We start from the raw sequence: 21537 nt of genomic DNA, 5'->3' as shown, positions 1-21537 counted from the left end.
GTGACATTCCGGATCGGAATCCTGGTGCTTCCGGAATGCCGCTTTACTAGTTTTCGGGAATGTCTAAAGTTAGCACGACGCTGGCGATTCGACGACCGGCGAGTTCCCGGAGACAGCTTCATGCCCCCACTTCCCCGCCACGCCGTGATCCGCGAAGTCGGCCTTCGCGACGGCCTGCAAAGCCTGCCGCGCATCGTGGCGACCGAACAGAAGATCGAGTGGATTCGCGCCGCCCACGCGGCCGGTCAACGCGAGATCGAAGTCGGTTCGTTCGTGCCCGCCCGGCTGTTGCCACAGCTCGCCGATACCGCCGCGCTCGTCGCCTTCGCGAAGACGTTGCCGGACCTCTCGGTGTCGGTGCTCGTGCCGAATCTGAAAGGCGCCGAAAAGGCGTTCGAAACACAGGCCGATCTGCTGCTCGTGCCGCTTTCGGCGAGCCTCGAACACAGCCTCGCCAACCTGCGCAAAACGCCCGATGAGGTCATCGCCGAGGTCGCCCGCATTCGTGCGGCGCGCGACGCGTCGGGCGCGAAAACGCTGATCGAAGGCGGCATCGGCACGGCGTTCGGCTGCACGCTTCAGGGCCACGTCGCGCCCGACGAGGTGCTGCGCTGCATGCAGGCGCTGCTCGATGCCGGCGTCGATCGCGTGAGCATCGCGGACACGGTCGGCTACGCCGGACCGCGCGCCGTGCACGACCTGTTCGCGAAGGCGCGCAGGATCGCCGGCGATCGTCTCTGGTGCGGCCACTTTCACGACACGCGCGGCCTCGCGCTCGCCAACGTCTACGCGGCGCTCGAAACCGGCGTGAACCGCTTCGACGCGACGCTCGCCGGCATCGGCGGCTGTCCGCATGCGCCGGGCGCGAGCGGCAACGCGTCGACCGAAGACCTCGCGTTCATGCTCGCCGAAATGGGCATCGATACGGGCCTCGACCTGCCCGCGCTGCTGGATCTGCGCGCGCAGGTCGCCCGCTGGCTCGACGGCGAAACCCTGCACGGCGCACTGTGGCGCGCCGGTCTGCCCAACACTTTCGCGCGCGCGTCGAAGCGCGACGCGCTGACCGCCTGAGGAAACCGACATGGCCAACACGACACGATTGCCGCTCGACGGCGTCCGGGTGATCGAATTCACGCACATGGTGATGGGGCCGACGTGCGGCATGATCCTCGCCGATCTCGGCGCCGAAGTCATCAAGATCGAGCCGCCCGACGGCGACAAAACGCGCTCGCTGCCGGGCCTCGGCATCGGCTTTTTCCGCTCGTTCAATCGCAACAAGAAAAGCGTCGTGCTCGATCTCGCCACGCCGGAGGGCCGCGAAACGGCCGCCGAACTGGCCGACACCTGCGACGTGATGATCGAAAACTTCCGCCCCGGCCTGATGCGGAAGATGGGCCTCGACTACGCCACGCTCTCGGCGCGCAATCCGCGCCTGATCTACGTCTCGCACAAGGGTTTTCTGCCGGGGCCGTACGAGAAGCGGCTCGCCCTCGACGAAGTCGTGCAGATGATGGGCGGCCTCTCGTACATGACCGGACCCGCGGGCCGCCCGCTGCGCGCGGGCACGTCGGTCAACGACATCATGGGCGGCATGTTCGGCGCGATCGGCGTGCTCGCCGCGTTGCGCGAACGCGAGTCGACCGGGCTCGGGCAGGAGGTGCAAAGCGCGCTGTTCGAGAACTGCGTGTTTCTCTCGTCGCAACACATGCAGCAGTTCGCGATGACGAACGAAGCGCCGCCGCCCATGCCGTCGCGCGTCTCGGCGTGGAGCGTCTACGACGTGTTCACGCTCGCCGACGACGAGCAGCTTTTCATCGGCGCCGTGAGCGACAAACAGTTCGTCACGCTGTGCGATGTGCTGCATTGCCCGCAACTCGCCGAAACGCCGCGCTTCGCCACCAACGCGCTGCGCGTCGCCGTGCGGGCGGAATTGCTGAGCTGTCTCGGCGAAATCCTCAAGCATCGCCACGTCGACGAACTTGCGCCGAAGCTCGAAGCGGCCGGCATCCCGTATGCGCCGATCGTGCGGCCCGATCAGTTGATGAACGATCCGCATCTGAAAGCGAGCGGCGGCCTCGTGCCGATGCAAACCGACGACGGCGGCACGACCGACGTCGTGCTGCTGCCGATCACGATGGGCGGCCGCCGTCCGGGCGTGCGCCAGGCGCTCGCGCGCGTCGGCGAACACACGCAGGAGATCCTGTCGCGACTCAAGGCGCGGGTGAGCGCATGAACGATCACGCGCGCAACAACCGGCGGCCGCCATGACGGACTAACGCCTCACGCCATCCATGAGCATTCGTCAGAAATGCCATTTCTTGGAAAAAATCAGGAGACATTCATGCAGCAGACCGTCCCCGCGGGCGCCGTCCCGCTCGTCCCGCATGCCGTGCGCGTCGGCCTTCAACCCGGCGCGGAAATCGCCGCGCGCATCGATCGCCTGCCCATGACGCGGCATCTCTGGATGCTCGTCCTGCTGATCTCGCTCGGCGGCTTCTTCGAAATCTACGATCTGATCTTCACGGGTTACATCGCACCCGGCATGGCGAAAAGCGGCGTGCTCGCCACGACGACGCACACGTTCTTCGGCTGGAACGGCATAGCGGGTTTCATCGCGGCGACGTTTGCGGGGCTCTTCGTCGGGACCTTCTGCTTCGGCTGGCTGCCGGACCGCTTCGGGCGGCGCAGCGTGTTCACGATTTCGCTGCTCTGGTATTCGATCGGCTCGGCGATCATGGCGTTCCAGACCTCGCCGGAAGCGCTGCTGTTCTGGCGCTTCGTCACCGGCATCGGCGTGGGCGTCGAGATCATCACGATCGACAGTTACGTGACCGAACTCGTGCCGCAACACATGCGCGGACGCGCGATGGCCTTCAACCAGATGGTGATGTTCGCCGCCGCGCCGGTCTCCGCGATCCTCTCGTACTGGCTCGTGCCGACCGCGGTGTTCGGCATCGACGGATGGCGCATCGTCGTGCTGGCCGGATCGGCGGGCGCGCTGCTCGTCTGGTTCGTGCGGCGCTCGGTGCCGGAGAGTCCGCGCTGGCTCGCTTCGCATGGCAAACCGGAAGCGGCGGAGCAGATCGTTTCGCGCATCGAGACGATCGTTGCCACGCAATCGCGTGCGCCGCTGCCGACGCCGCATCCCGTGATCGTGCAGCCCGAGCATCGCCGCGCGTCGTTCGCCGAGCTGCTTCAGCCGCCGTATCGATCGCGCTTCCTGATGCTCGTCGTGTTCAATCTGTGTCAGGCGATCGGCTATTACGGCTTCGCGAACTGGGTGCCGACGCTGCTGATCGGGCAAGGCATCACGATCACGAAGAGTCTGCTTTACTCGTTCATCATCGCGTTCGCGCTGCCGGTCGGGCCGATGCTGTCGATGCTGTACGCCGATCGTTTGCAACGCAAGTGGCTGATCGTCGGCGGCGCGCTGGTCGTGATCGTGTGCGGCCTCGCGTTCGCGCAAACGCGCAGCGTGGCGATGCTGATCGCGCTCGGCGTGTTGATCAGCTTTGCGGGGCAGACGATCTCGGTGTGTTATCACGCCTACCAGGCCGAGCTGTTTCCAACCGCTATCCGCTGCCGCGCGAATGGCCTCGTCTATTCGGCGAGCCGCGTCGGGGCGATGTTCTCCGGCTTCTTCATCGCGGCGTTGCTGCGCGACTTCGGCGTGGCGGGCGCGTTCACGGGCATCACGGCGTGCATGTTCGTGGTCGCCTTGTCGATTGGACTATTCGGCCCGCGCACCAACGGCATGCGGCTGGACGAACTGAATCACTGAAGCACCGTGAGGCGATAAGCACGCGCGTTGGCCCTTAAAACATGGACTCGCGCGCGTTGCATGCTTCCACGACTGGCCGCGACAATCTGAGGCCAGCCTCGGTTTCGGCCACGTCGATCGATCTGCGACTTAACAAAATTGTCAGCGGAGCAACATCTTCGTGTCAGACGGTCTGGTATATGCTTGTGCGCGACGTTGCCGATCACCCGCGAGCGCACGACATGCGGGTTCGGCGTCACGTTCAAGCGGTTTCACGCATAATCGCTGTGAAGCCGCTTTATCTTCGGACTCACACTCACTCTTCGTCGCACCACTTCCGTATTAATGTCACGTAGCAAAAACGTCTCCACCGCACCGCTCCCCTCTGCTTCTCCCCAGTTTTTGCAGCGCCCGCTGGACGAAAAAACGGCCACCGAAATGGCGCTCGCGCATCACCTTACATTCGCAGCCTGCAAAAGCTGGGCGGGCACCACGCGCCTCGTCAGCGAACTGGTGCGGATGGTCTATCTCACCTTCTACGTGCAATGCGAAGGTTACGGCGATACCGAGATCGCGCAGTTCGCGAACGCCGAAGCCGCACTGGAAACCTGCATTCTGCGCGCGGGCGACGACGAAACATGCCGCATTTCTCCGGTCGAAAGCGCGCTGGTCGAGCCCATTCTTCAGCAGGCCGACACGCAGTTGTTTCTCGCGCCACGGCAGGCGTTGATCGAGGCGTATCAGCGACTCGATCGATTCCTGCGGAGTTCGAATGAGTCGCCATTGCCGCAACTGTCGATGTAGACATGCGACGCACGCGCACTACCCGCGCGTGCGCGCCTTCTCCGACGGCTTGCTGACAAGCGCATCGTGCGTTTCCGCCAGCACCTCGACGAACGCCGAAGCGAGGCGCTCACGCGGCCGGTTCGGCGGAAACAGCAGATACATCGGGAACATGACGGCGGGCGCGAACGGCCGGATCGCGATATCGGGCCCGGCGAAATCGCGCGCGACGATCGGATGCGCCAGCGTCACGCCCATGCCGCTGCGCACCATCTCGCAGCAGATCGCCGTGTATTGCGCCTCGATCGCGAGCACGCGCTCCACGCCCGCGCGCACGAACACTTCGTCCATCTGCGCACGCGTGCCGTCGCCGTGACACAGTGAAATAAACGATTCGCCTTCGAGATCCTCCGGACGGATCGAGCGCTTCTTCGCAAGCCGGTGATGCGCGGGCATCACGCACACGGCCGCCACCTTCGAGAGCAATTCGACCTCGCAGTTCGACGCCTCGCTCACATAGACCGCCACGCCCAGATCGCAGAACTGCGAAGCGGTCCAGTGATTGACCGTGCCCGACGTGTTCACGTGCAGCGAAACCGTCACGCCCGGATAGCGGTCCTGAAAGCGCTTGAGCGCGTGCGGCACAAGCGTGAGACCGGCCGACGGCATCGCCGCGATGCGCAACCGACCGCTGCCCAGATTGCGGATCTGCGCCGCCGCGTTCGCAAGCCCTTGCAGACCCACATACGCGCGCTCCACTTCGCGAAAGAACGCCTCGCCCTCGCTCGTCGGAATGAGCCGCACGCCCACGCGCTGAAAGAGCTTGAGGCCGGTGTCGCGTTCGAGCTGCGCGATCAGGCGGCTCACGTTGGGCTGCGAGGTGAACAGCGCCTTCGCGGCGGCCGTCATCGAGCCCGAGACCATCACCGCGCGGAACGCCTCGACGTGTTTCAGATTCATTGCCAACCCTCCTGGGCTTAACCCTGATCCATATCATCTGTGCATAGATGGCTATTTTATTCGTATTGGACGATATGAATAACGCGGGCGAGACTGCAACGCATCGGCGCACGAGTCCTACGCCGCCGGCCCCCACAATCGAATGGAGATCGTCGTCATGGATCACGCCTTGCGCCGCCGCTCGTATCGTCTCGCCCTGCCCCGCGCGGCCGCCCTTCTGGCCTTCAGCGCCGCCTGCGCCAGCACCCAGCTCGCCCACGCCGAAACCACGCTCTACGTCGCCAATGTGGGCGGCTCGAACGAGCAGCTTTATCGTCAGAAGGTGATTCCGCCGTTCGAGAAAGCGCACGACGTGAAAATCGTCTACGTCGCGGGCAATTCGAGCGACACGCTCGCCAAGCTGCAGGCGCAGAAGGGTCATCAGCAGATCAATGTGGCGGTGATGGACGACGGCCCCATGTATCAGGCGATGCAGCTCGGCCTGTGCGCCAAGGTCGACGACGCGCCCGTCATGAAAGACCTTTACCCGCTCGCACGGCTCGGCCCGAACGCCGTGGGCGTGGGCATGGTGGCGACCGGCATCGGCTATAACGCGGATGCGTTCAAAAAGCTCGGCCTGCCCGCGCCCGATTCGTGGAAGGCGCTCGAAGACCCGCGCCTGAAGGGCAAGCTCGGGGTGCCGCCGATCACCAATACCTACGGCCTGCACACGCTCGTGATGCTCGCGCGCCTGAACGGCGGCGGCGAGAAGAACATCGACCCCGGCTTCGCGGCGATGACGAAACAGGTCGCGCCGAACGTGCTCTCGTGGGCGCCCACGCCCGGCGAGATGGACGGCCTCATGCAAGGCGGCGACGTGATCGCCGCGCCGTATGGCAGCGGCCGCGCCGTGGCGCTGCAAAACACCGGCTTCCCGCTCAAGTTCATCTACCCGAAGGAAGGCGGCGTGGCGCTCCAGGTGGCCGCGTGCGCGCTCGCCGAAAACGCCCAGCCGCAACTCTCGCAGCAGTTCATCCAATACCTGCTGAGCCCCGAAGTGCAGGCGATGCAGGCGCAGGCCATCGGTCTCGGCCCCGTCAACAAGACCGTCAAGCTCGCGCCGGAGGTCGCCGCGCGCGTGCCCTACGGCCCCGATCAGGTCGCGAAGCTCACCGCGATGGACTGGACCACCATCAACCAGCATCGCACCGAGTGGACCGAACGCTGGAACCGTTCCGTCGAGCGTTGAGCACGCAACGATTCGTCTGGCCACGGCTTTTCAAGGACTGCGCGCATGAGCTTTCTCACCCTGCAAGGCATCTCGAAGCGCTACGGCGACTTCACGGCGATCGAGCAACTCGACCTCTCGGTCGAACGCGGCGAGTTTCTTTCGCTGCTCGGCCCCTCGGGCTGCGGCAAGACCACGACGTTGCAGATGATCGCGGGCTTCGTCGCGCCGAGCACCGGCCGCGTGACGCTCGACGGCCGCGACATCACGCAATTGCGGCCCGAAAAGCGCGGCATCGGCGTGGTGTTTCAAAGCTACGCGCTGTTTCCGCATATGACGGTGGCGGCCAACGTGGGCTTCGGGCTCGAAATGCGCAAGATGCCGCGCGCGCAACGTGCCGAACGCATTGCCGAAGCGCTCGCGCTCGTGCGCCTTTCCGGCCTCGACGCGCGTTATCCGAAGGAGCTGTCGGGCGGTCAGCGCCAGCGTGTGGCGATTGCGCGCGCCATCGCCATGCAGCCCGAACTGCTGCTGCTCGACGAACCGATGTCGAATCTCGACGCCAAGCTGCGCGAGGAAATGCACATCGAACTGCGCGCGATCCAGAAGCGGCTCGGCATCACGACCATTCTCGTCACGCACGATCAGGTCGAAGCAATGACGATGAGCGACCGCATCGCCGTCATGCATCGCGGCACCATTGCGCAATTGAGCACGCCATTCGACGCCTACGAGCGCCCCGCGACGCCGTTCGCCTCCACCTTCCTCGGCCGCACCAACTCGCTCGCGGGCGAAGTGCTGCGCCGCAATCCGCGTTGCGCCGAAGTGGCCGTGGCGAGCACGACGCTGCATGTACCGCACGAAGGCCGCGAGGTCGCGGGATCGGTGCACGTCTATATCCGCCCCGAGAAAATGCGGCTCGCGAATGGCGATGCCGGCGACGCGCGCGTGCACGGCCGCATCGCTACGCGCGTGTTCGTCGGCAACCAGTGGCTGCTCGTCGTCGATACGGAGCTTGGGCGGTTGCACGTCGCGCAGTCGAACACGGGCGCGCCGCCGCCGGAAGAAGGTCACGAAGTGGGCCTCGCCTGGACCGACGACGATCTGCGCGTGCTCACGCGGGAGAGCGCTCATGGCCACGCTTGACGATCCGCGCGGCGGCGCCGCGCCCTGGCTGCTCTCCGCGCCCGCGCTCGTGCTGTTTCTCACACTGCTGCTCGCGCCGCTGCTGCTCACGCTGGTGCTGTCGTTTCATACCTTCAACGATCTCGCGGGCGTGCAGCGCGGCTGGACGATATCGAACTATCTCGAAGTCATCAGCGATCCTTACTATGGTGTGATCTTTCTGCGCACGGCGGGGCTCGCCTTCGCGGTCACGCTGCTCTCGATCGTCCTCGGCGTGCCCGAAACCATCGTGCTCGCGCGCATGCGCAAACCGTGGCAATCGATCTGCCTGCTGATCGTGCTCGGTCCGCTGCTGATTTCTGTGGTCGTGCGCACGCTCGGCTGGCAGATTCTGCTCGGCAACAACGGCGTGCTGAACAATGCGCTGCAAGCGCTGCACATCACCGACGAACCCGTGCGCCTCGTCTTCACGATGACCGGCACGATCATCGCGCTCACGCACGTGCTGGTGCCCTTCATGGTGATGTCGGTCTGGGCCACGCTGCAAAAGCTCGATCCGCAAGTGGAATGGGCTGGGCTCTCGCTCGGCGCGTCGCGCTGGCGCGTGTTCCGCCGCGTGGTGCTGCCGCAGATCCTGCCTGGCGTGCTCTCGGGTTCGATCATCGTGTTCGCGCTCTCGGCCTCGGCGTTCGCCACGCCCGCACTGATCGGCGGACGCCGCCTCAAGGTGGTCGCCACCGCCGCCTACGACGAGTTCCTCGGCACGCTGAACTGGCCGCTGGGCGCGAGCATCGCGGTGCTGCTGCTGATCGCCAACGTGGCCATCGTGATGGGTTGCAGCCGTCTCGCCGAACGCCGCTTCAAGCACATCTTCGATTGAGGGAGACGCCATGCAACGCAACGGATTTCTCGGCCTCGCCTTCAACGCGCTGTTTCTGCTGTTTATCGTCGCGCCGCTCGCGGTGGTGATGCTGGTCGCGTTCACGGACAAGGGCTACATCTCGATGCCGTTCGACGGCGCCTCGCTGCGCTGGTTTCGCGCGATTCTCGACAACGCCGACATCGTCTCGGCGTTCTGGCTCTCGACGCGGCTCGCGTTCGCGGCGGCCACCATCGGCGTCGTGCTCGCGGTGCCCGCCGCGCTCGCCATCGCGCGCTATCGCTTTCCGGGCCGCGGCGCGCTCACGAGCTTCTTCCTCTCGCCGATGATGATTCCCGCCGTCGTGCTCGGCATTGCGTTTCTGCGCTTTCTTTCGCTGTTGCATCTGAGCGGTTCGTTCTGGGCGCTGGTCGCCGCGCATGTCGTGATCGTGCTGCCCTATGCGCTGCGCCTCGCGCTCTCGTCCGCGATCGGCCTCGACCGCGACGCCGAACGCGCGGCGCTCTCGTGCGGCGCGAGCCGCCTCACCGCGTTCCGCCGCGTCGTGCTGCCGATGATCCGCACCGGCGTCGCGGGCGGCTGGGTGCTCTCGTTCATCCAGAGTTTCGACGAGCTGACCATGACCATTTTCGTCGCGACGCCCGGCACGACCACGCTGCCCGTCGCCATGTACAACCAGATCGCGCAGACGATCGATCCGCTCGTCACCTCGGTGTCGGCGGTGCTGATCGTCGGCACGGTCGCGCTGATGCTGGTGCTCGACCGCATGGTCGGCCTGGACCGCATTTTGATCGGAGAAGCCCGATGACTCACACCCCCAGCGCCAGCCCCGACGTACTCGTGATCGGCGGCGGCCTCGTGGGCTCCGCCGTCGCCTGGGGACTCGCGCGCGAGGGCGCGCGCGTGACCGTGCTCGACGAGGACGATGGCGGCTTTCGCGCCTCGCGCGGCAATTTCGGCCTCGTCTGGATTCAGGGCAAGGGCTATGGCCGCACGCCTTACGCGCGTTGGTCGCGCAGTTCGGCGGTGCGCTGGCCGCAACTCGCCGCCAGCCTGCTCGAAGACAGCGGCGTGGATGTCGCGCTGCGCCAGCCAGGCGGCTTCCATATCTGCTTTTCGGATGCCGAACTGGCCGAGCGCCAGACGCGTCTCGCCGCGCTGCAAGCCGAGATCGGCGATTACCCGTTCGAGTTGCTCGATCATCGCGAACTGCGCGAGCGGCTGCCGGGCATCGGCCCCGCCGTCGTCGGCGCGAGCTATTCGCCGATGGACGGCCACGTCAATCCGCTCAAGCTGCTGCGCGCGCTGCATACGTCGATGCAGCGGCGCGGCGTGCGGCTCGTCTCCGGCGCGCGCGCGCAGCGCATCGTGCCGGAGCGCGGCGGCTTCGCGGTCGAGAGCGCGGCGGGCACCTTTCGCGCGGGCCGTATCGTGCTCGCCGCGGGTCTCGGCAACCGCGCGCTCGCGCCGCAAGCGGGCCTGTTCGCGCCGGTTGCGCCCAATCGCGGCCAGGTGCTGGTGAGCGAGCGCGTCGCGCCGTTTCTGCGCTATCCGACCATCAACGTGCGGCAGACCGACGAAGGCACCGTGCAGTTCGGCGACTCGATGGAAGAAGCGGGCTTCGACGATCTCACGACGACGCCGATTCTCGCCGACATCGCGCGGCGCGGCGTGCGCGCGTTTCCGATGCTGCAACACGTGCGGCTCGTGCGCATGTGGGCGGCGCTGCGCGTCTACAGCCCCGACGGCTTTCCGATCTACGACGAATCGCCCGTGCATCCGGGCGCGTTCGTCGTGACCTGCCACAGCGGCGTGACGCTCGCCGCCGCGCACGCGCTGCGCATCGCGCCGTGGATCACGGGCGCGCCGATGCCCGAGGAAGTGCCCGCGCTCTCGGCGCGCCGCTTTCCCGACGCGCCGCGCGAGTGGGCCGCCGCCTTCGATGCCGCTGCGCTCGACGCGGCCCCGCGCGTTGCCGCGCTCTGACGCTTACTAGATATCGCTCACCGGATCCGCCATGACCGCCCGACCGACTCAATCGACTTCCTCGCTATTCAAACCGCTCGCAAACGCCGAAGCGCCCGTCGACATCTGGTTCAACGACACGCCTCTGCGCGTGCCGGGCGGCCGCTCCGTGGCCGCCGCGCTGCTGGCCGCGGGCGTCGCGCGCTTTCGCTCGACGCCGGTCTCCGGCGCGCCGCGCGCGCCCTACTGCATGATGGGCGCGTGCTTCGAATGCCTCGTCGAAATCGACGGCGTGCCCGCGCGCCAAAGCTGCATGGTCGAGGTACGCGACGGCATGCGCATCCGCTCGCAGGAAGGCGCGCGCGATCTGCCGCCCGAACTCATGCAGGACGCCACGCCCGCCGCCACACAAAACGCCCCTGCACTGGAGAACGCTGATGGCCGTTGACCACACCGCATCGAGCGCTCAGCAAGCCGATCTTCATCGCGCCGAACCCGTCGATCTCGTCGTGGTCGGCGCGGGTCCGGCGGGCATGAGCGCCGCCACGCGTGCCGCGCGCGCGGGCCTGTCGGTCGTGATGATCGACGAACAGAACGCCGTCGGCGGCCAGATCTACCGCGCGATCGAACGCGCCGACGCGCGCCGCAAGGAGATCCTCGGCCCCGACTACGCGGCAGGCGCGGCCATCGCCGAGGACTTCGTGCGCTCGGGCGCGCGCCATCTGCCGGGCGCGACGGTCTGGCAGGTCACGCGCGAGCGCTCGGTCCACTACCTCAAGGACGGCAAGGTCGGCAGCTTCGCGGCGCAGCGCGTGATCCTCGCGAGCGGCGCACTCGAACGGCCCTTCCCGATTCCGGGCTGGACGCTGCCCGGCGTGCTCACGGCGGGCGCGGCGCAAATCCTCCTGAAAAGCGCGGGCGAAGTGCCCGCCGCGCCACCCGTGCTCGCGGGCTGCGGCCCGCTGCTTTATCTGCTCGGCTGGCAGTACGTGCGCGCGGGCGTGCCGATCCGCGCGCTCGTCGATACCACGCGTCACGAAGATCGCTGGCGCGCGAAGTCGCATCTGTTCGCGGCGTTGCGCGCGTGGCCGTTCCTGAGCAAAGGCCTGCAATTGCTGCGCACGTTGCGCGACGCGCGCGTGCCGATCTACGAAGGCGCCGACGATCTCGCGATCGAAGGCACGCTGGGTGCGGACGGCACGCAGCGCGCCGCCGCGCTCACCTTCACGTCGCAGGGCCGCGCGCAACGCATCGAAGCCGATGTGATCCTGCTGCATCAAGGCGTCGTGCCGAACACGCAGTTCACGCAGGCGCTGCGCGCGGCGCATCGCTGGGACCCCGTGCAACTCTGCTTCACGCCGCAGACCGACGCCTGGGGCGAACTCGACGTGCCCGGCATTTTCGTGGCCGGCGACGGCGCGGGCATCGGCGGCGCGCAGGCGGCCGCGCAAGAGGGTACGCTCGCCGCGCTTGCCGTCGCGTCGCAACTCGGCATGCTCGACACCGCCACGCGCGAGCGCGAAGCCCACGCGCACCGCGCGGCGCTCGCACGCGTGATGCGCATCCGTCCGTTTCTCGACAGCCTCTATCGTCCGCGCGACGCCAACCGCATTCCCGCCGACAGCACCATCGTCTGCCGCTGCGAAGAAGTGACGGCGGGCGAACTGCGCGGCTTCGTCGCGCTCGGCTGCGTCGGGCCGAATCAGGCGAAATCCTTCGGACGCTGCGGCATGGGACCGTGCCAGGGACGCCTGTGCGGCTTGACCGTGACAGAAGTGATCGCCGACGCCCGAAAGGTCCAGCCCGACGAAGTCGGCTACTACCGCATCCGTCCGCCGATCAAACCGATCACGCTCGGAGAACTCGCCGGTGAATGAGCAACCCGCCCGCGCGCAGCAGGAAGCCGACGTGCTCGTGATCGGCGGCGGCCTGCACGGCACCAGCAGCGCGTTCCATCTTGCGCGGCGCGGCGCGAGCGTGATCGTGCTCGAAGCCGATTACGTCGCGCGCCATTCGTCGGGCGTGAACGCGGGCGGCGTGCGCACGCTCGGCCGCCCGCTGCCCGAAATTCCCCTCGCGCTGCGCTCGCGCGAACTCTGGCACACGCTGCCCGAGCTGATCGGCGACGACGGCGGCTTCGTGCCGTCGGGCCAACTGAAGATCGCCGAAACCGACGCGGAACTCGACGAATGCCGCGAGCGCGTCGCGCTGCTGAACGCGCACGGCTTCACGCACGAAACGCTGATCGACCGCGAACGCGTGCTCGAACTCGAACCGGCGCTCGCACGACACGTGACGGGCGGCATCTGGGTCGAGCGCGACGGCTACGCGCTGCCGTATCGCACCACCACGGCGTTTCGGCTCGCCGCGCAGCGGCTGGGCGCGCGCTTTATCGAAGGCACGCCGGTCGCGCGCATCGAGCCGCACGGCGAACGCTGGCTCGCGCACACGCCGCGCGGCACCTTCGCGGCGCGCCAGCTGCTGGTGGCGGCGGGCGCGTGGTCGGGCGAACTCGCGCGCCAGGCGGGCGAGCCCGTGCCCGTGCATCCCGAAGGACTGATGCTGATGGTCACGCAGCGCGTTGCGCCGTTCTGCCGCGCGACGCTCGGCGCGACCGGACGGCCGCTCTCGTTCAAGCAATTCGACAACGGCACGGTCGTGATCGGCGGCAAGCTGATCGGTCACGCCGATCTGCCGGGTCGGCACGGCGAAGTCGATTTCATGCGGCTCGTGAAAAGCGCGCGGACCGTCGTCGATCTGTTTCCGCATCTGCGCGATCTGGGCGTGAACCGCGCGTGGGCGGGCGTCGAAGCGTTCACCGACGACGCGCTGCCGGTGATTTCCGCGAGCCGCACCGCGAGCGGCCTCTATTACTCGTTCGGCTATTGCGGCAGCGGATTTCAGCTTGGCCCGGCCTGCGGCCAGGTCGTGAGCGAACTCATGCTCGACGGCGCGCCTTCGGTGCCACTCGACGCGTTCGCCATCGACCGGTTCGGGCGCGAAACACGCGAAGCGCCTTCGGCCGCCGTGGATCACGCGGCCACGCACTAGCCCGCACGTTCCCCATCATTCAACCGCGCTCGCGCAGCGCACAGGAGTCACTGCACCCATGTCCGATACCGAAATCGTCCGCATCGAAACCAGTCAGCGCATGAGCCGCGTCGTCAAGGCGGCGGGTCTCGTTTTCGTCGGCGGCCAGACGTCCGCCGATCCGACCGTCGACGTCAAGATTCAGACCGCGAGCGTGCTCGCGAAGATCGACGGCTTTCTCGCCCAGGCGGGCATCGACAAGTCGCGGCTCGTCTCGGCGCAAGTCTGGCTCGCCGATATCGGCCGCGATTTCGCGGGCATGAACGAAGTCTGGGACGCGTGGGTGACGCCCGGTCAAGCGCCCACGCGCGCGACCGTCGAGGCCCGGCTTGCCGCGCCGCATCTGCTCGTCGAAATCGCGGTGATCGCCGCGCAGTAGTGCCCGCAGTAGCGCCGTAACGCGCTGACGCGCTCTTCCATCGATCGGCTTCGCCACGAGGCCGATCCGCTTCGAATCCGGCACGCGCAAACGCTTGCGTGAGCCGGAATCCGCAGCCGCCTCTCATCCGCCCGTGTGCAACGCACGGGCGCGGCGGCTGTCACGAATCCTTCCCGCGCCCTCGCTTTACCTTCCCGCTCGCACGCGAAACTTTCTCCCTCGTAATACGTTGTAATCACAACCTTTCACATTACGTCACGGATCGGTCACATCCGCGTGGCTGAATAGCGCCCCAACGCGCTGCGCCAGGCTTTCACGCCTTACCGCCCGCCACGCTGCGCGTGCTTACAAGAAATATCTTCGTATCGAGAACCCGTGCCTCCGGCTGCAAGGAAGCTTGCACGGCCACGTCATCGACCAGCAGAGACGCAAAAGCGGATCGGCCCCGGCGCCCCGTGCAAGGACGGCGCCGCCTGCGCCGACTGCCCGCCTGTGTTTTCCCCCTGCCTGACTCGTGCCCTGGCCGCCACGCCCGGATTGGCCCGTCCACCACGACGACGCGTCACGCGCGGCGTCGACAGAACGAGAAAAAGGCTGCGATGAATCACCTCTACCGTGTCGTGTTCAACCGCGCGCTGGGCGTCATGCAAGCGATCTCCGAGCACGGCCGCACGCGCGCCGGCGCGGGTCGCGCAACGTCGCGCAAGATCGGCAACGCCGCGCCCGCTGCATCATGGCTCGACGCTCAGTCGCACACGCTGCGCAAGCAGCGCATCGCGCAGATCGTTGCGCTCGCCACGGCGCTGATCGCGCAAGGCCACGCCCACGCTGCCAGCACGACCGTCGTGATCTCCACCGATACGACCAGTTCGCAGAACCTCGCTGCCAACGGCACGGTCACCGTCAACGCGGGCGTCACGCTCAACGTGAGCGACGGCAGCAACGCGATCGCCGTGAAGGGCACCGGCACCATCACGAACAACGGCACGATCGAGGAAACCGGCACCGTTGCCGCGGGCACGGACGGTCGCGCGATCCGCGACAAGTCGGACCCGCTCACGCTCACGATCGTCAACAACGGCACAATCTCGGCCGCCGACGACGACGCGATCCAGATGCAGTACAGCGACAACAGCGTCAAGCTCAGCAACTACGGCAAGATCATTTCGTACAACGCGAGCGAAGGCGGCGCGCAGGCGATCGACTTCAATGCGATCACCACCGGCACGAACTCGGTCTACAACGGCGCGGGCGCGCTGATCCAGGCGTACGAAGCCGACGCCGTGCGGCCCGGCGTGAACGGCACCATCGACAACGCCGGCACGATCTATTCGTACAACGCGGCGGCCACCATCGACGACGGCAGCGACGGTATCGACGCGCAAACCAACACGGGCGTCGTCGTCACCAACGAAGCCACGGGCCTGATCGAAGGCGCGCGTCACGGCATCACGGGCGGCAACACCGACGTGACCACCTCCGGCGCGTACACGCTCTCGGTCACCAACGCCAAAGGCGGCGTGATCCAGGGCGACGACGGCTCGGGCATCAACATCGACGGCTTCAACGCGAACGAAGTGGTGACGGTCAAGAACGACGGCACGATCACGGGCAACGGCCGCACCGCGGACGGCGATGGCGTGGACGTCGACGGCATCGTCAACATCACGAACACCGGCACGATCCAGTCGCTGCACGCAAACGGCGACACCAGCGAAGGCGTGACCGTGGGCGGCGGCACGATCATCAACTCGGGGACGATCGCGGGCTACAACTCGGCGACCAACGACATCGACGGTTCGCCCAACGCGGGTCTCGGCCGCGGCATCACGCTCGCGGGCCTCGACAAGGACCCGACCACGGGCGACCCCATCGCCACGCAAGGCATTTACGCCGACACGGTGATCGACAACAGCGGGCTGATTTACGGCCAGAGCGCGGGGGCGATTGCGGTCACGGGCGCGGCCAACGCGTTCACGGTGTCGATCACGAACGAGGCCGCCGGCACGCTCGAATCGGGCGGCACGGAGGCCGTGGTCTCGACGGGCGGCAACGACGCGACGATCGTCAACTACGGCACGATCCGCGCCGACGACTCGGGCAAGGCCATCGACCTCGGCAGCGGCGACAGTGCCGTGCAGATCCTCGGCGGCGTGGCCTCCGTCACGGGCGACATGGACGGCGGCACCGGCACCAGCACGCTGACGATGTCGCCGGGCTCGGGCAATGCCTTCACGTACAGCGGCGCGATTTCGAACTTCTCGGCGGTGACGGTCGGCGCGGGCACGGTCTCGCTCTCGGGCACGAACACGTACGCGGGCGCGACCGCCATCGCGGGCGGCGCGACGCTCGCGCTCACCGGCACGGGCAGCCTCGCCCAATCGGCGGTGACCGCGAACGGCACGCTCGATATTTCCGGCACGACGTCGGGTTCGTCGATCGCGAGTCTTTCGGGCAGCGGCACGGTCAACCTCGGCGGCCAGACGCTCACGCTGACCAATGCGAGCGGCACGTTCAGCGGCTCGATTTCGGGCACGGGCGGCCTCACCATCGCGAGCGGCACGCAAACGCTCACGGGCGTGAGCACCTACACGGGCACGACACTGATCCAGACGGGCGCGACGCTCATCCTCTCCGACTCGGGCGACATCATCCTCGCGAACGTGGTCAACAACGGCACGCTGCAGGTGGAAGGCACGCTCGGCAATCTCTCGGGCACCGGCACCGTGTCGGTCGGCAGCGGCGGCGTGACGCTCTCGGGCGGCAGTTTCGGCGGCACGGTGGCGGGCAGCGGCGCGGTCACGGTGACGGGCAGCGAAACGCTCTCGGGCGCGAGCACGTACACAGGCGCGACGTCGATCACGAACGGCTCCACGCTGGCGCTCACGGGCAGCGGCAGCATTGCGGCGTCGAGCGGCGTGACCAACGCGGGCACACTCGACATTTCGGGCACGACGTCAGGCGCGTCGATCACGACGCTGTCGGGCAGCGGCGCGGTCGCGCTCGGCGCGAAAACGCTCACGCTTACTAACGCCGCCGATACGTACGGCGGCGTGATCGGCGGCACGGGCGGCGTGAACGTGAACGGCGGCACGGAAACGCTCACGGCCGCGAACACCTACAGCGGCGGCACCGTCATCGGCACGGGCGCCACGCTCGCACTCTCCGGCGCGGGCAGCATCGCGGCGTCGAGCGGCGTGACCACGAACGGCACGCTCGATATCTCGTCGACGACGTCCGGCGCCACGCTGTAAAATATTTCGGGATCCGGAACAGTCAGTCTCGGCGCACGCACGCTCACGCTCGCCAACGCGAACGGCACCTATGGCGGCAGCTTCACCGGCACCGGCGCGATCGTCAAGCAAGGCAGCGGCTCGCTGATCCTCAACGGCAACAGCAGCACGTTCAAGGGCACCACCGAAGTGAATGCGGGCCTGCTCGAAGTGGGCGATATCGACAACGCCACGGCCGTGCTCGGCGGCGATGCGAGCGTCGACGCCGCGGGCACGCTGCGCGGCCACGGCACGGTGGCGGGCAGCGTGACCAACGACGGCACGGTCGAACCGGGTGGCTCGATCGGCACGCTCACGATCGGCGGCAACTATACGCAGGCGTCGAGCGCGACGCTCGCCATCGAAGTGAGCCCGAGCGCCGCGTCGCAACTCGCGGTCAACGGCAAGGCCACGCTCAACGGCGTGCTGGCCATCACCTACGATCCGGGCACCTACTCGGCGCACACGTACACGCTCGTTTCGGCGACGGGCGGCGTGAGCGGCACGTTCAGCAGCGTCACGAGCACGGGCCAGTCGAATATCGGCACGCTCGCTTCGGCGGTGACGTATGGCGCGAACGACGTCGAACTCGTGCTCTCGGGGACGAACACCGGCACGACCGTCGTCGCACCGACCAACACGAGCATTTACACGGCCACGGGCACCTCGGCGATTCTGGCCGCCCAGGCGCAAAGCGCGGCGCTGCTCGGCCGCCTCGGCAATGCCGCGATGAATGGCGCGACGAATGGTTCGACGGCAAGCGCCGGCAATCCGGCGGGCTGGATCACGGCCACGGGCATCCAGACCAAGGTGGGCGGCACCGGCGGCGCGCCGGGCTTCCAGGCCGACCGCTACGGTTTCCTCGCGGGCCTCGAACAGACGCTCGGCGCGTACACGGCGGGCGTCGCGGTGGGTTACGACCACAGCGACACCGACGAATCGAACACGGGCGACTCGGGCACCACGGACACGCTGCGCGCCGCACTCTACGGCGGCCGCGCATTCGGTGCCGTGAATCTGGGCGCCACGCTCGGATTCGGGCTCGACTTCCTCTCGCAGAAACGCCCGTTTGGCTCGATCGGCACCGCCGAAGGCGATCACATGGGCGAGGAATTCAACGTGGGCGGCCAGGCCAGTTTGCCGATGACGCTCGGCAGCTTCACGGTGACGCCGCGCGTCGGTCTGCGCTATGCGTATTTCCACGCCAACGATTTCAGCGAGGGCGGCGCGGGCGGCCAGGATCTAGCCGTGGGCAGCGACAATGTGCGCAGCCTGCAACCGTATGTGGGCGTGACCGTCGATCGCGCATTCGGCGATGCGCTGCGGCCCGTGAACGCACAATTGCGCATCGGCTACGCGCATGAACTGCTCGACGCGAACCGCGCCGTAAGCGTCGCCGCGAGCGACGGCACGCTGTTCACCGCGCCCGGCACGAGCCTGCCGCGCGGCTATTTCACGGCGGGCGCGGGCGTGACGCTGCATCCGCGCAAGAACCTGACCGTGTCGCTGAGTTACGACGCGCTGATCAACACGACGCATGCCTCGGCGCAACAGGGCGAGGTGCGCGTGGGTTATCAGTTCTGATGGGCTGAAGCGTAAAGTGTCGCGCCGTTCGTGTGTGAATGCGGACGGCGCGTGCGCTTTAGTTGGACCGCTTCATCGCCAGCCGGTCAGGCGCAGCAGACGCGCGAACAAACCGCGCTCGCGTGGTGGCTCGAAAGTCTCGAACTCAATCTGCTCGGGTTCATCGGAAAGCAGCAGCAACATTTCGGGCGTCGTCAAAAACGAACGGAACATGAGTTTCTCCTTCGGGCTTCAAACGGATTCACGTTTCATGTCGATGCAGACGCAAAAAGCGCGCCACCCGTGCATGCCCGGCTCGCCCTAACGGACAAGGCGCTGACAAGGCGCGGACAGCGCACGTAAAAGCGCGCCTTCCGCCCCTTTGCACCGTTTGAGCGCATCACGCACAGGCAGCGGGCGCGGGGCGCAAACCCACGGTTCGCACCGCGCCCATTTCCGCTACATTTAACGTCTCCAGCAAGGCCGAGCGATGCGCGCGCATCGACTCGCCGACCTCCGCCTTCGTCACACGAAACGCGTCGAGCGCATCGTTCGCGATCAACAGTGTTTGCGTCGGCTGCGCCATCACATCGTCAATTGATTGCCGCCGACTTTCGCGCACGATACGCAATCGATCGATATCGCCCTGCAAGGTCGCGCCGCCATCGAAAATATCGACGTAATCGGCAAAACGCAGTCCTTCCGATTCGAGCAACGCGCGCGCAGGCGCAGTCTGCACATGCACTTCACCGACCACTGCGCGCGCCTCGCGCGACAACAGCGCCATATAGAGCGGATGACGCGGCATCAATTCGGCGATGATCGACTTGCGGCCCAAACCGACGAGGCGATCCGCTTCGGCGAACTCCATGCGAAAGAACGGCCGGCACACGGCGTCCCAGAATGGCGAGCGTCCGCGCGCATCGGTGACGCCGCGCATTTCGGCCACGAGCGTCTGCGTGAAGCGTTCGCGAAACGCCGCGATAAACATGAAACGCGCCTTCGACAGCAGCGCGCCATTGCCGTCGCGCCGATACTCCGGCGCGAGAAACAGCGTGCACAATTCACTGTGCCCCGTGTGATCGTTCGACAGAAAGAGCGCCGACGCGTCGCTGCTCACGCCCACGCCGCGCGACGTATGCAGATAACGCCCGATGCGATAGTTGTACCAGGGCGCGTCGAGCCCCACCGCCGCTTCGATGCCCGAGACGCCCGCCACGCGCGCATCGAGCGTGTCTTCGAGCACGAACAGATAGCCTTGCTGCGCGAGCGGCAATGTGCCCGCGAGCGTCTGCACGCTGCGCTCGATGCGTGCCTCGATCATCGCGAGATCGGGCATGAACGACGTCATGCCCACGCCTGCACTGCGCGCGAGCGCGAGCAACGCGGGCGCGTCGCCGGCGTGCGCCATCCGTACCATCATCATGATCGCGCTCCGTTCATGCGTGCGCCGTGGGCGCGAAAACTTCGGCGAGCATGCAGCGCGCGCTGCCGCCGCCCACGTGCTCGATGGTGTCGATATCGACCACGACGGGCGTCGCGTGCGCTTCGATCAGCGCGCGCTGCATGACGTCGAGCGACGCCCACGCGGTGCGCGACATCACCAGCATCGGCGCGCCGTCGCCGTCGCGCAGTTCGAGCATGTTGCCCGCGAACGCCGCCAGTTGCGCGCCGCTCAGTTCGATCACGTGCTTGCCTGCCGCGCGCAAACTGGCCAGCACGTCGCGGCGCGCCTGCACGTCGGTGATCGCATCGAGACACACGCCCGCGAGCGCCGTGCCAATCCACATCATGACGTTGGTGTGATAGATGGGCGCGCCGCGCGCGTCCACGGCATCGAAAACGATCGTCTCGTAGCCGAGCCATTGCGTAAGCGCGTCGAGCACCTGCTGATGCGTACGCGGCGAACGGCACGCATAGCAGCGCCTCGTATCGCGATCGAACACCACGCTGCCGGTGCCTTCGAGAAAAACGGCTTCGCGCTCGTAGCCGCTCAGATCGACCGTGACCGGCCATTGCGCGTGCCGCGCCAGCGCGCCCAGCACCGGACCGTGACGTTCCTCGCGGCGATTCGGCGCGCGCATCGGATACAGCACCAGCGAACCGTCCGCATGCGACGACCACCAGTTATTCGGAAAGATCGAGTCAGGCGTGGGCGGATCGAGCGTGTCGTCGACCACGAGCACGTTGATGCGGCGCGCGCGCAAGGCATCGACATAAGCCTCGAATTCCGCGAGCGCCGCGCGATGCACGCCGTCACGCTGCGGCGCATCGTGCTGGAAGAGATTGTCGCGCGCGGTTTCCGGATTGAACGCGAAGCGCGCGGGGCGCACCATCAGGACAGTATCGGTGGTTTGTTGAGACATGGCGGAGCGGAAAATTAATTTGGAATCCAGATCGTTTTACGATCCACGATCCGATTATTCTTCCAGATACCGCGTGCGGATCATTGCGATTTCGCCGTCCGCCACGCCCCTTCCCTGCCGTTATCGCGCGCTTGTTCAGCCGATTCGGCTGCGCTTTTATACGCTTGTATGCGCGCGAATTCACGCG

Annotated in this window: 19 protein-coding genes; 15 read left to right on the top strand and 4 right to left on the bottom strand. The window is 66.9% G+C overall.

Features of this window, described 5'->3' with window-relative positions; all coding sequences use genetic code 11:
• Positions 1 to 120: 120 nt before the first annotated feature.
• The 4 genes from BMY06_RS12870 to BMY06_RS12855 all read left to right on the top strand — a co-directional run bounded on the left by BMY06_RS12870 (position 121) and on the right by BMY06_RS12855 (position 4564).
• Positions 121 to 1071 carry a hydroxymethylglutaryl-CoA lyase gene (locus tag BMY06_RS12870; RefSeq protein WP_074983517.1) on the top strand — a complete coding sequence of 317 codons (951 nt, stop codon included), beginning with the start codon at positions 121 to 123 and terminating at the stop codon, positions 1069 to 1071.
• Positions 1072 to 1081: 10 nt separating this feature from the next.
• The gene (locus BMY06_RS12865) at positions 1082 to 2233 is read left to right on the top strand and encodes a CaiB/BaiF CoA transferase family protein (RefSeq protein ID WP_074983515.1); all 1152 of its coding nucleotides are present in this window, start codon (positions 1082 to 1084) and stop codon (positions 2231 to 2233) included.
• A 108-nt stretch (positions 2234 to 2341) separates the two neighbouring features.
• Complete coding sequence (locus tag BMY06_RS12860) at positions 2342 to 3781, top strand: MFS transporter (protein ID WP_074983514.1); 1440 nt, start codon at positions 2342 to 2344, stop codon at positions 3779 to 3781.
• A 381-nt stretch (positions 3782 to 4162) separates the two neighbouring features.
• Entirely contained in the window at positions 4163 to 4564 is a 402-nt protein-coding gene (locus BMY06_RS12855; RefSeq protein WP_231957671.1) for a hypothetical protein, read from the top strand.
• 18 nt (positions 4565 to 4582) lie between these two features.
• Here the strand turns inward: BMY06_RS12855 and BMY06_RS12850 are convergent, their stop codons facing one another.
• Positions 4583 to 5503, bottom strand: coding sequence for a LysR substrate-binding domain-containing protein (locus BMY06_RS12850; protein WP_065062467.1), 921 nt, complete (start codon positions 5501 to 5503; stop codon positions 4583 to 4585).
• Positions 5504 to 5660: 157 nt separating this feature from the next.
• Between BMY06_RS12850 and BMY06_RS12845 the strand changes: the two genes are divergently transcribed.
• The 11 genes from BMY06_RS12845 (at position 5661) to BMY06_RS12795 (ending at position 19005) form a co-directional block, all read left to right on the top strand.
• Positions 5661 to 6731, top strand: coding sequence for an ABC transporter substrate-binding protein (locus BMY06_RS12845; RefSeq protein ID WP_065062544.1), 1071 nt, complete (start codon positions 5661 to 5663; stop codon positions 6729 to 6731).
• A gap of 45 nt (positions 6732 to 6776) precedes the next feature.
• A complete protein-coding gene (locus BMY06_RS12840) occupies positions 6777 to 7856 on the top strand; it encodes an ABC transporter ATP-binding protein (RefSeq protein ID WP_065062469.1) in 1080 nt (359 codons plus the stop codon).
• Entirely contained in the window at positions 7843 to 8715 is an 873-nt protein-coding gene (locus tag BMY06_RS12835) for an ABC transporter permease (protein WP_074983511.1), read from the top strand. The genes BMY06_RS12840 and BMY06_RS12835 overlap by 14 nt, the downstream gene beginning before the upstream one ends.
• Before the next feature lie 10 nt (positions 8716 to 8725).
• On the top strand, positions 8726 to 9523 hold the full coding sequence (locus tag BMY06_RS12830) for an ABC transporter permease (protein ID WP_074983509.1): 798 nt from the start codon (positions 8726 to 8728) through the stop codon (positions 9521 to 9523).
• Positions 9520 to 10701: an NAD(P)/FAD-dependent oxidoreductase gene (locus tag BMY06_RS12825; RefSeq protein WP_074983507.1), complete on the top strand. Its 1182-nt coding sequence runs from the start codon at positions 9520 to 9522 to the stop codon at positions 10699 to 10701. Before BMY06_RS12830 ends, BMY06_RS12825 begins: the two co-directional genes overlap by 4 nt.
• A 31-nt stretch (positions 10702 to 10732) precedes the next feature.
• A complete protein-coding gene (locus BMY06_RS12820; RefSeq protein WP_074983505.1) occupies positions 10733 to 11128 on the top strand; it encodes a (2Fe-2S)-binding protein in 396 nt (131 codons plus the stop codon).
• A complete protein-coding gene (locus BMY06_RS12815; protein WP_074983503.1) occupies positions 11118 to 12557 on the top strand; it encodes an FAD-dependent oxidoreductase in 1440 nt (479 codons plus the stop codon). The genes BMY06_RS12820 and BMY06_RS12815 overlap by 11 nt, the downstream gene beginning before the upstream one ends.
• Entirely contained in the window at positions 12550 to 13731 is a 1182-nt protein-coding gene (locus tag BMY06_RS12810) for an NAD(P)/FAD-dependent oxidoreductase (RefSeq protein ID WP_074983501.1), read from the top strand. Before BMY06_RS12815 ends, BMY06_RS12810 begins: the two co-directional genes overlap by 8 nt.
• A 58-nt stretch (positions 13732 to 13789) precedes the next feature.
• Positions 13790 to 14149: a RidA family protein gene (locus tag BMY06_RS12805; RefSeq protein ID WP_065062483.1), complete on the top strand. Its 360-nt coding sequence runs from the start codon at positions 13790 to 13792 to the stop codon at positions 14147 to 14149.
• A 599-nt stretch (positions 14150 to 14748) separates the two neighbouring features.
• Positions 14749 to 17403: an ESPR-type extended signal peptide-containing protein gene (locus BMY06_RS12800; RefSeq protein ID WP_074983499.1), complete on the top strand. Its 2655-nt coding sequence runs from the start codon at positions 14749 to 14751 to the stop codon at positions 17401 to 17403.
• A gap of 3 nt (positions 17404 to 17406) precedes the next feature.
• On the top strand, positions 17407 to 19005 hold the full coding sequence (locus tag BMY06_RS12795; RefSeq protein ID WP_313903833.1) for an autotransporter family protein: 1599 nt from the start codon (positions 17407 to 17409) through the stop codon (positions 19003 to 19005).
• A 72-nt stretch (positions 19006 to 19077) separates the two neighbouring features.
• Here the strand turns inward: BMY06_RS12795 and BMY06_RS39585 are convergent, their stop codons facing one another.
• The 3 genes from BMY06_RS39585 to ctlX all read right to left on the bottom strand — a co-directional run bounded on the left by BMY06_RS39585 (position 19078) and on the right by ctlX (position 21350).
• The gene (locus BMY06_RS39585) at positions 19078 to 19218 is read right to left on the bottom strand and encodes a hypothetical protein (RefSeq protein WP_156773838.1); all 141 of its coding nucleotides are present in this window, start codon (positions 19216 to 19218) and stop codon (positions 19078 to 19080) included.
• A gap of 166 nt (positions 19219 to 19384) precedes the next feature.
• Entirely contained in the window at positions 19385 to 20410 is a 1026-nt protein-coding gene (gene astA, locus BMY06_RS12790) for an arginine N-succinyltransferase (protein ID WP_074983496.1), read from the bottom strand.
• 13 nt (positions 20411 to 20423) lie between these two features.
• The gene (ctlX, locus tag BMY06_RS12785; RefSeq protein ID WP_074983494.1) at positions 20424 to 21350 is read right to left on the bottom strand and encodes a citrulline utilization hydrolase CtlX; all 927 of its coding nucleotides are present in this window, start codon (positions 21348 to 21350) and stop codon (positions 20424 to 20426) included.
• Positions 21351 to 21537 lie beyond the last annotated feature (187 nt).

The organism is Paraburkholderia tropica (assembly GCF_900109265.1).
Lineage (GTDB): Bacteria > Pseudomonadota > Gammaproteobacteria > Burkholderiales > Burkholderiaceae > Paraburkholderia > Paraburkholderia tropica.
The sequence above is the reverse complement of the archived record's forward strand: the minus strand, read 5'-3'. Positions and strand labels throughout refer to the sequence as shown.

Excerpts from the sequence above, each read along its gene's own strand:
- BMY06_RS12870 (WP_074983517.1), top strand. The coding sequence starts at position 121 with ATGCCCCCACTTCCCCGCCACGCCGTGATCCGCGAAGTCGGCCTTCGC.
- BMY06_RS12865 (WP_074983515.1), top strand. The coding sequence starts at position 1,082 with ATGGCCAACACGACACGATTGCCGCTCGACGGCGTCCGGGTGATCGAA.
- BMY06_RS12860 (WP_074983514.1), top strand. The coding sequence starts at position 2,342 with ATGCAGCAGACCGTCCCCGCGGGCGCCGTCCCGCTCGTCCCGCATGCC.
- BMY06_RS12850 (WP_065062467.1), bottom strand. The coding sequence starts at position 5,503 with ATGAATCTGAAACACGTCGAGGCGTTCCGCGCGGTGATGGTCTCGGGC.
- BMY06_RS12845 (WP_065062544.1), top strand. The coding sequence starts at position 5,661 with ATGGATCACGCCTTGCGCCGCCGCTCGTATCGTCTCGCCCTGCCCCGC.
- BMY06_RS12840 (WP_065062469.1), top strand. The coding sequence starts at position 6,777 with ATGAGCTTTCTCACCCTGCAAGGCATCTCGAAGCGCTACGGCGACTTC.
- BMY06_RS12835 (WP_074983511.1), top strand. The coding sequence starts at position 7,843 with ATGGCCACGCTTGACGATCCGCGCGGCGGCGCCGCGCCCTGGCTGCTC.
- BMY06_RS12830 (WP_074983509.1), top strand. The coding sequence starts at position 8,726 with ATGCAACGCAACGGATTTCTCGGCCTCGCCTTCAACGCGCTGTTTCTG.
- BMY06_RS12825 (WP_074983507.1), top strand. The coding sequence starts at position 9,520 with ATGACTCACACCCCCAGCGCCAGCCCCGACGTACTCGTGATCGGCGGC.
- BMY06_RS12820 (WP_074983505.1), top strand. The coding sequence starts at position 10,733 with ATGACCGCCCGACCGACTCAATCGACTTCCTCGCTATTCAAACCGCTC.
- BMY06_RS12815 (WP_074983503.1), top strand. The coding sequence starts at position 11,118 with ATGGCCGTTGACCACACCGCATCGAGCGCTCAGCAAGCCGATCTTCAT.
- BMY06_RS12805 (WP_065062483.1), top strand. The coding sequence starts at position 13,790 with ATGTCCGATACCGAAATCGTCCGCATCGAAACCAGTCAGCGCATGAGC.
- BMY06_RS12800 (WP_074983499.1), top strand. The coding sequence starts at position 14,749 with ATGAATCACCTCTACCGTGTCGTGTTCAACCGCGCGCTGGGCGTCATG.
- BMY06_RS39585 (WP_156773838.1), bottom strand. The coding sequence starts at position 19,218 with ATGTTCCGTTCGTTTTTGACGACGCCCGAAATGTTGCTGCTGCTTTCC.
- astA (WP_074983496.1), bottom strand. The coding sequence starts at position 20,410 with ATGATGATGGTACGGATGGCGCACGCCGGCGACGCGCCCGCGTTGCTC.
- ctlX (WP_074983494.1), bottom strand. The coding sequence starts at position 21,350 with ATGTCTCAACAAACCACCGATACTGTCCTGATGGTGCGCCCCGCGCGC.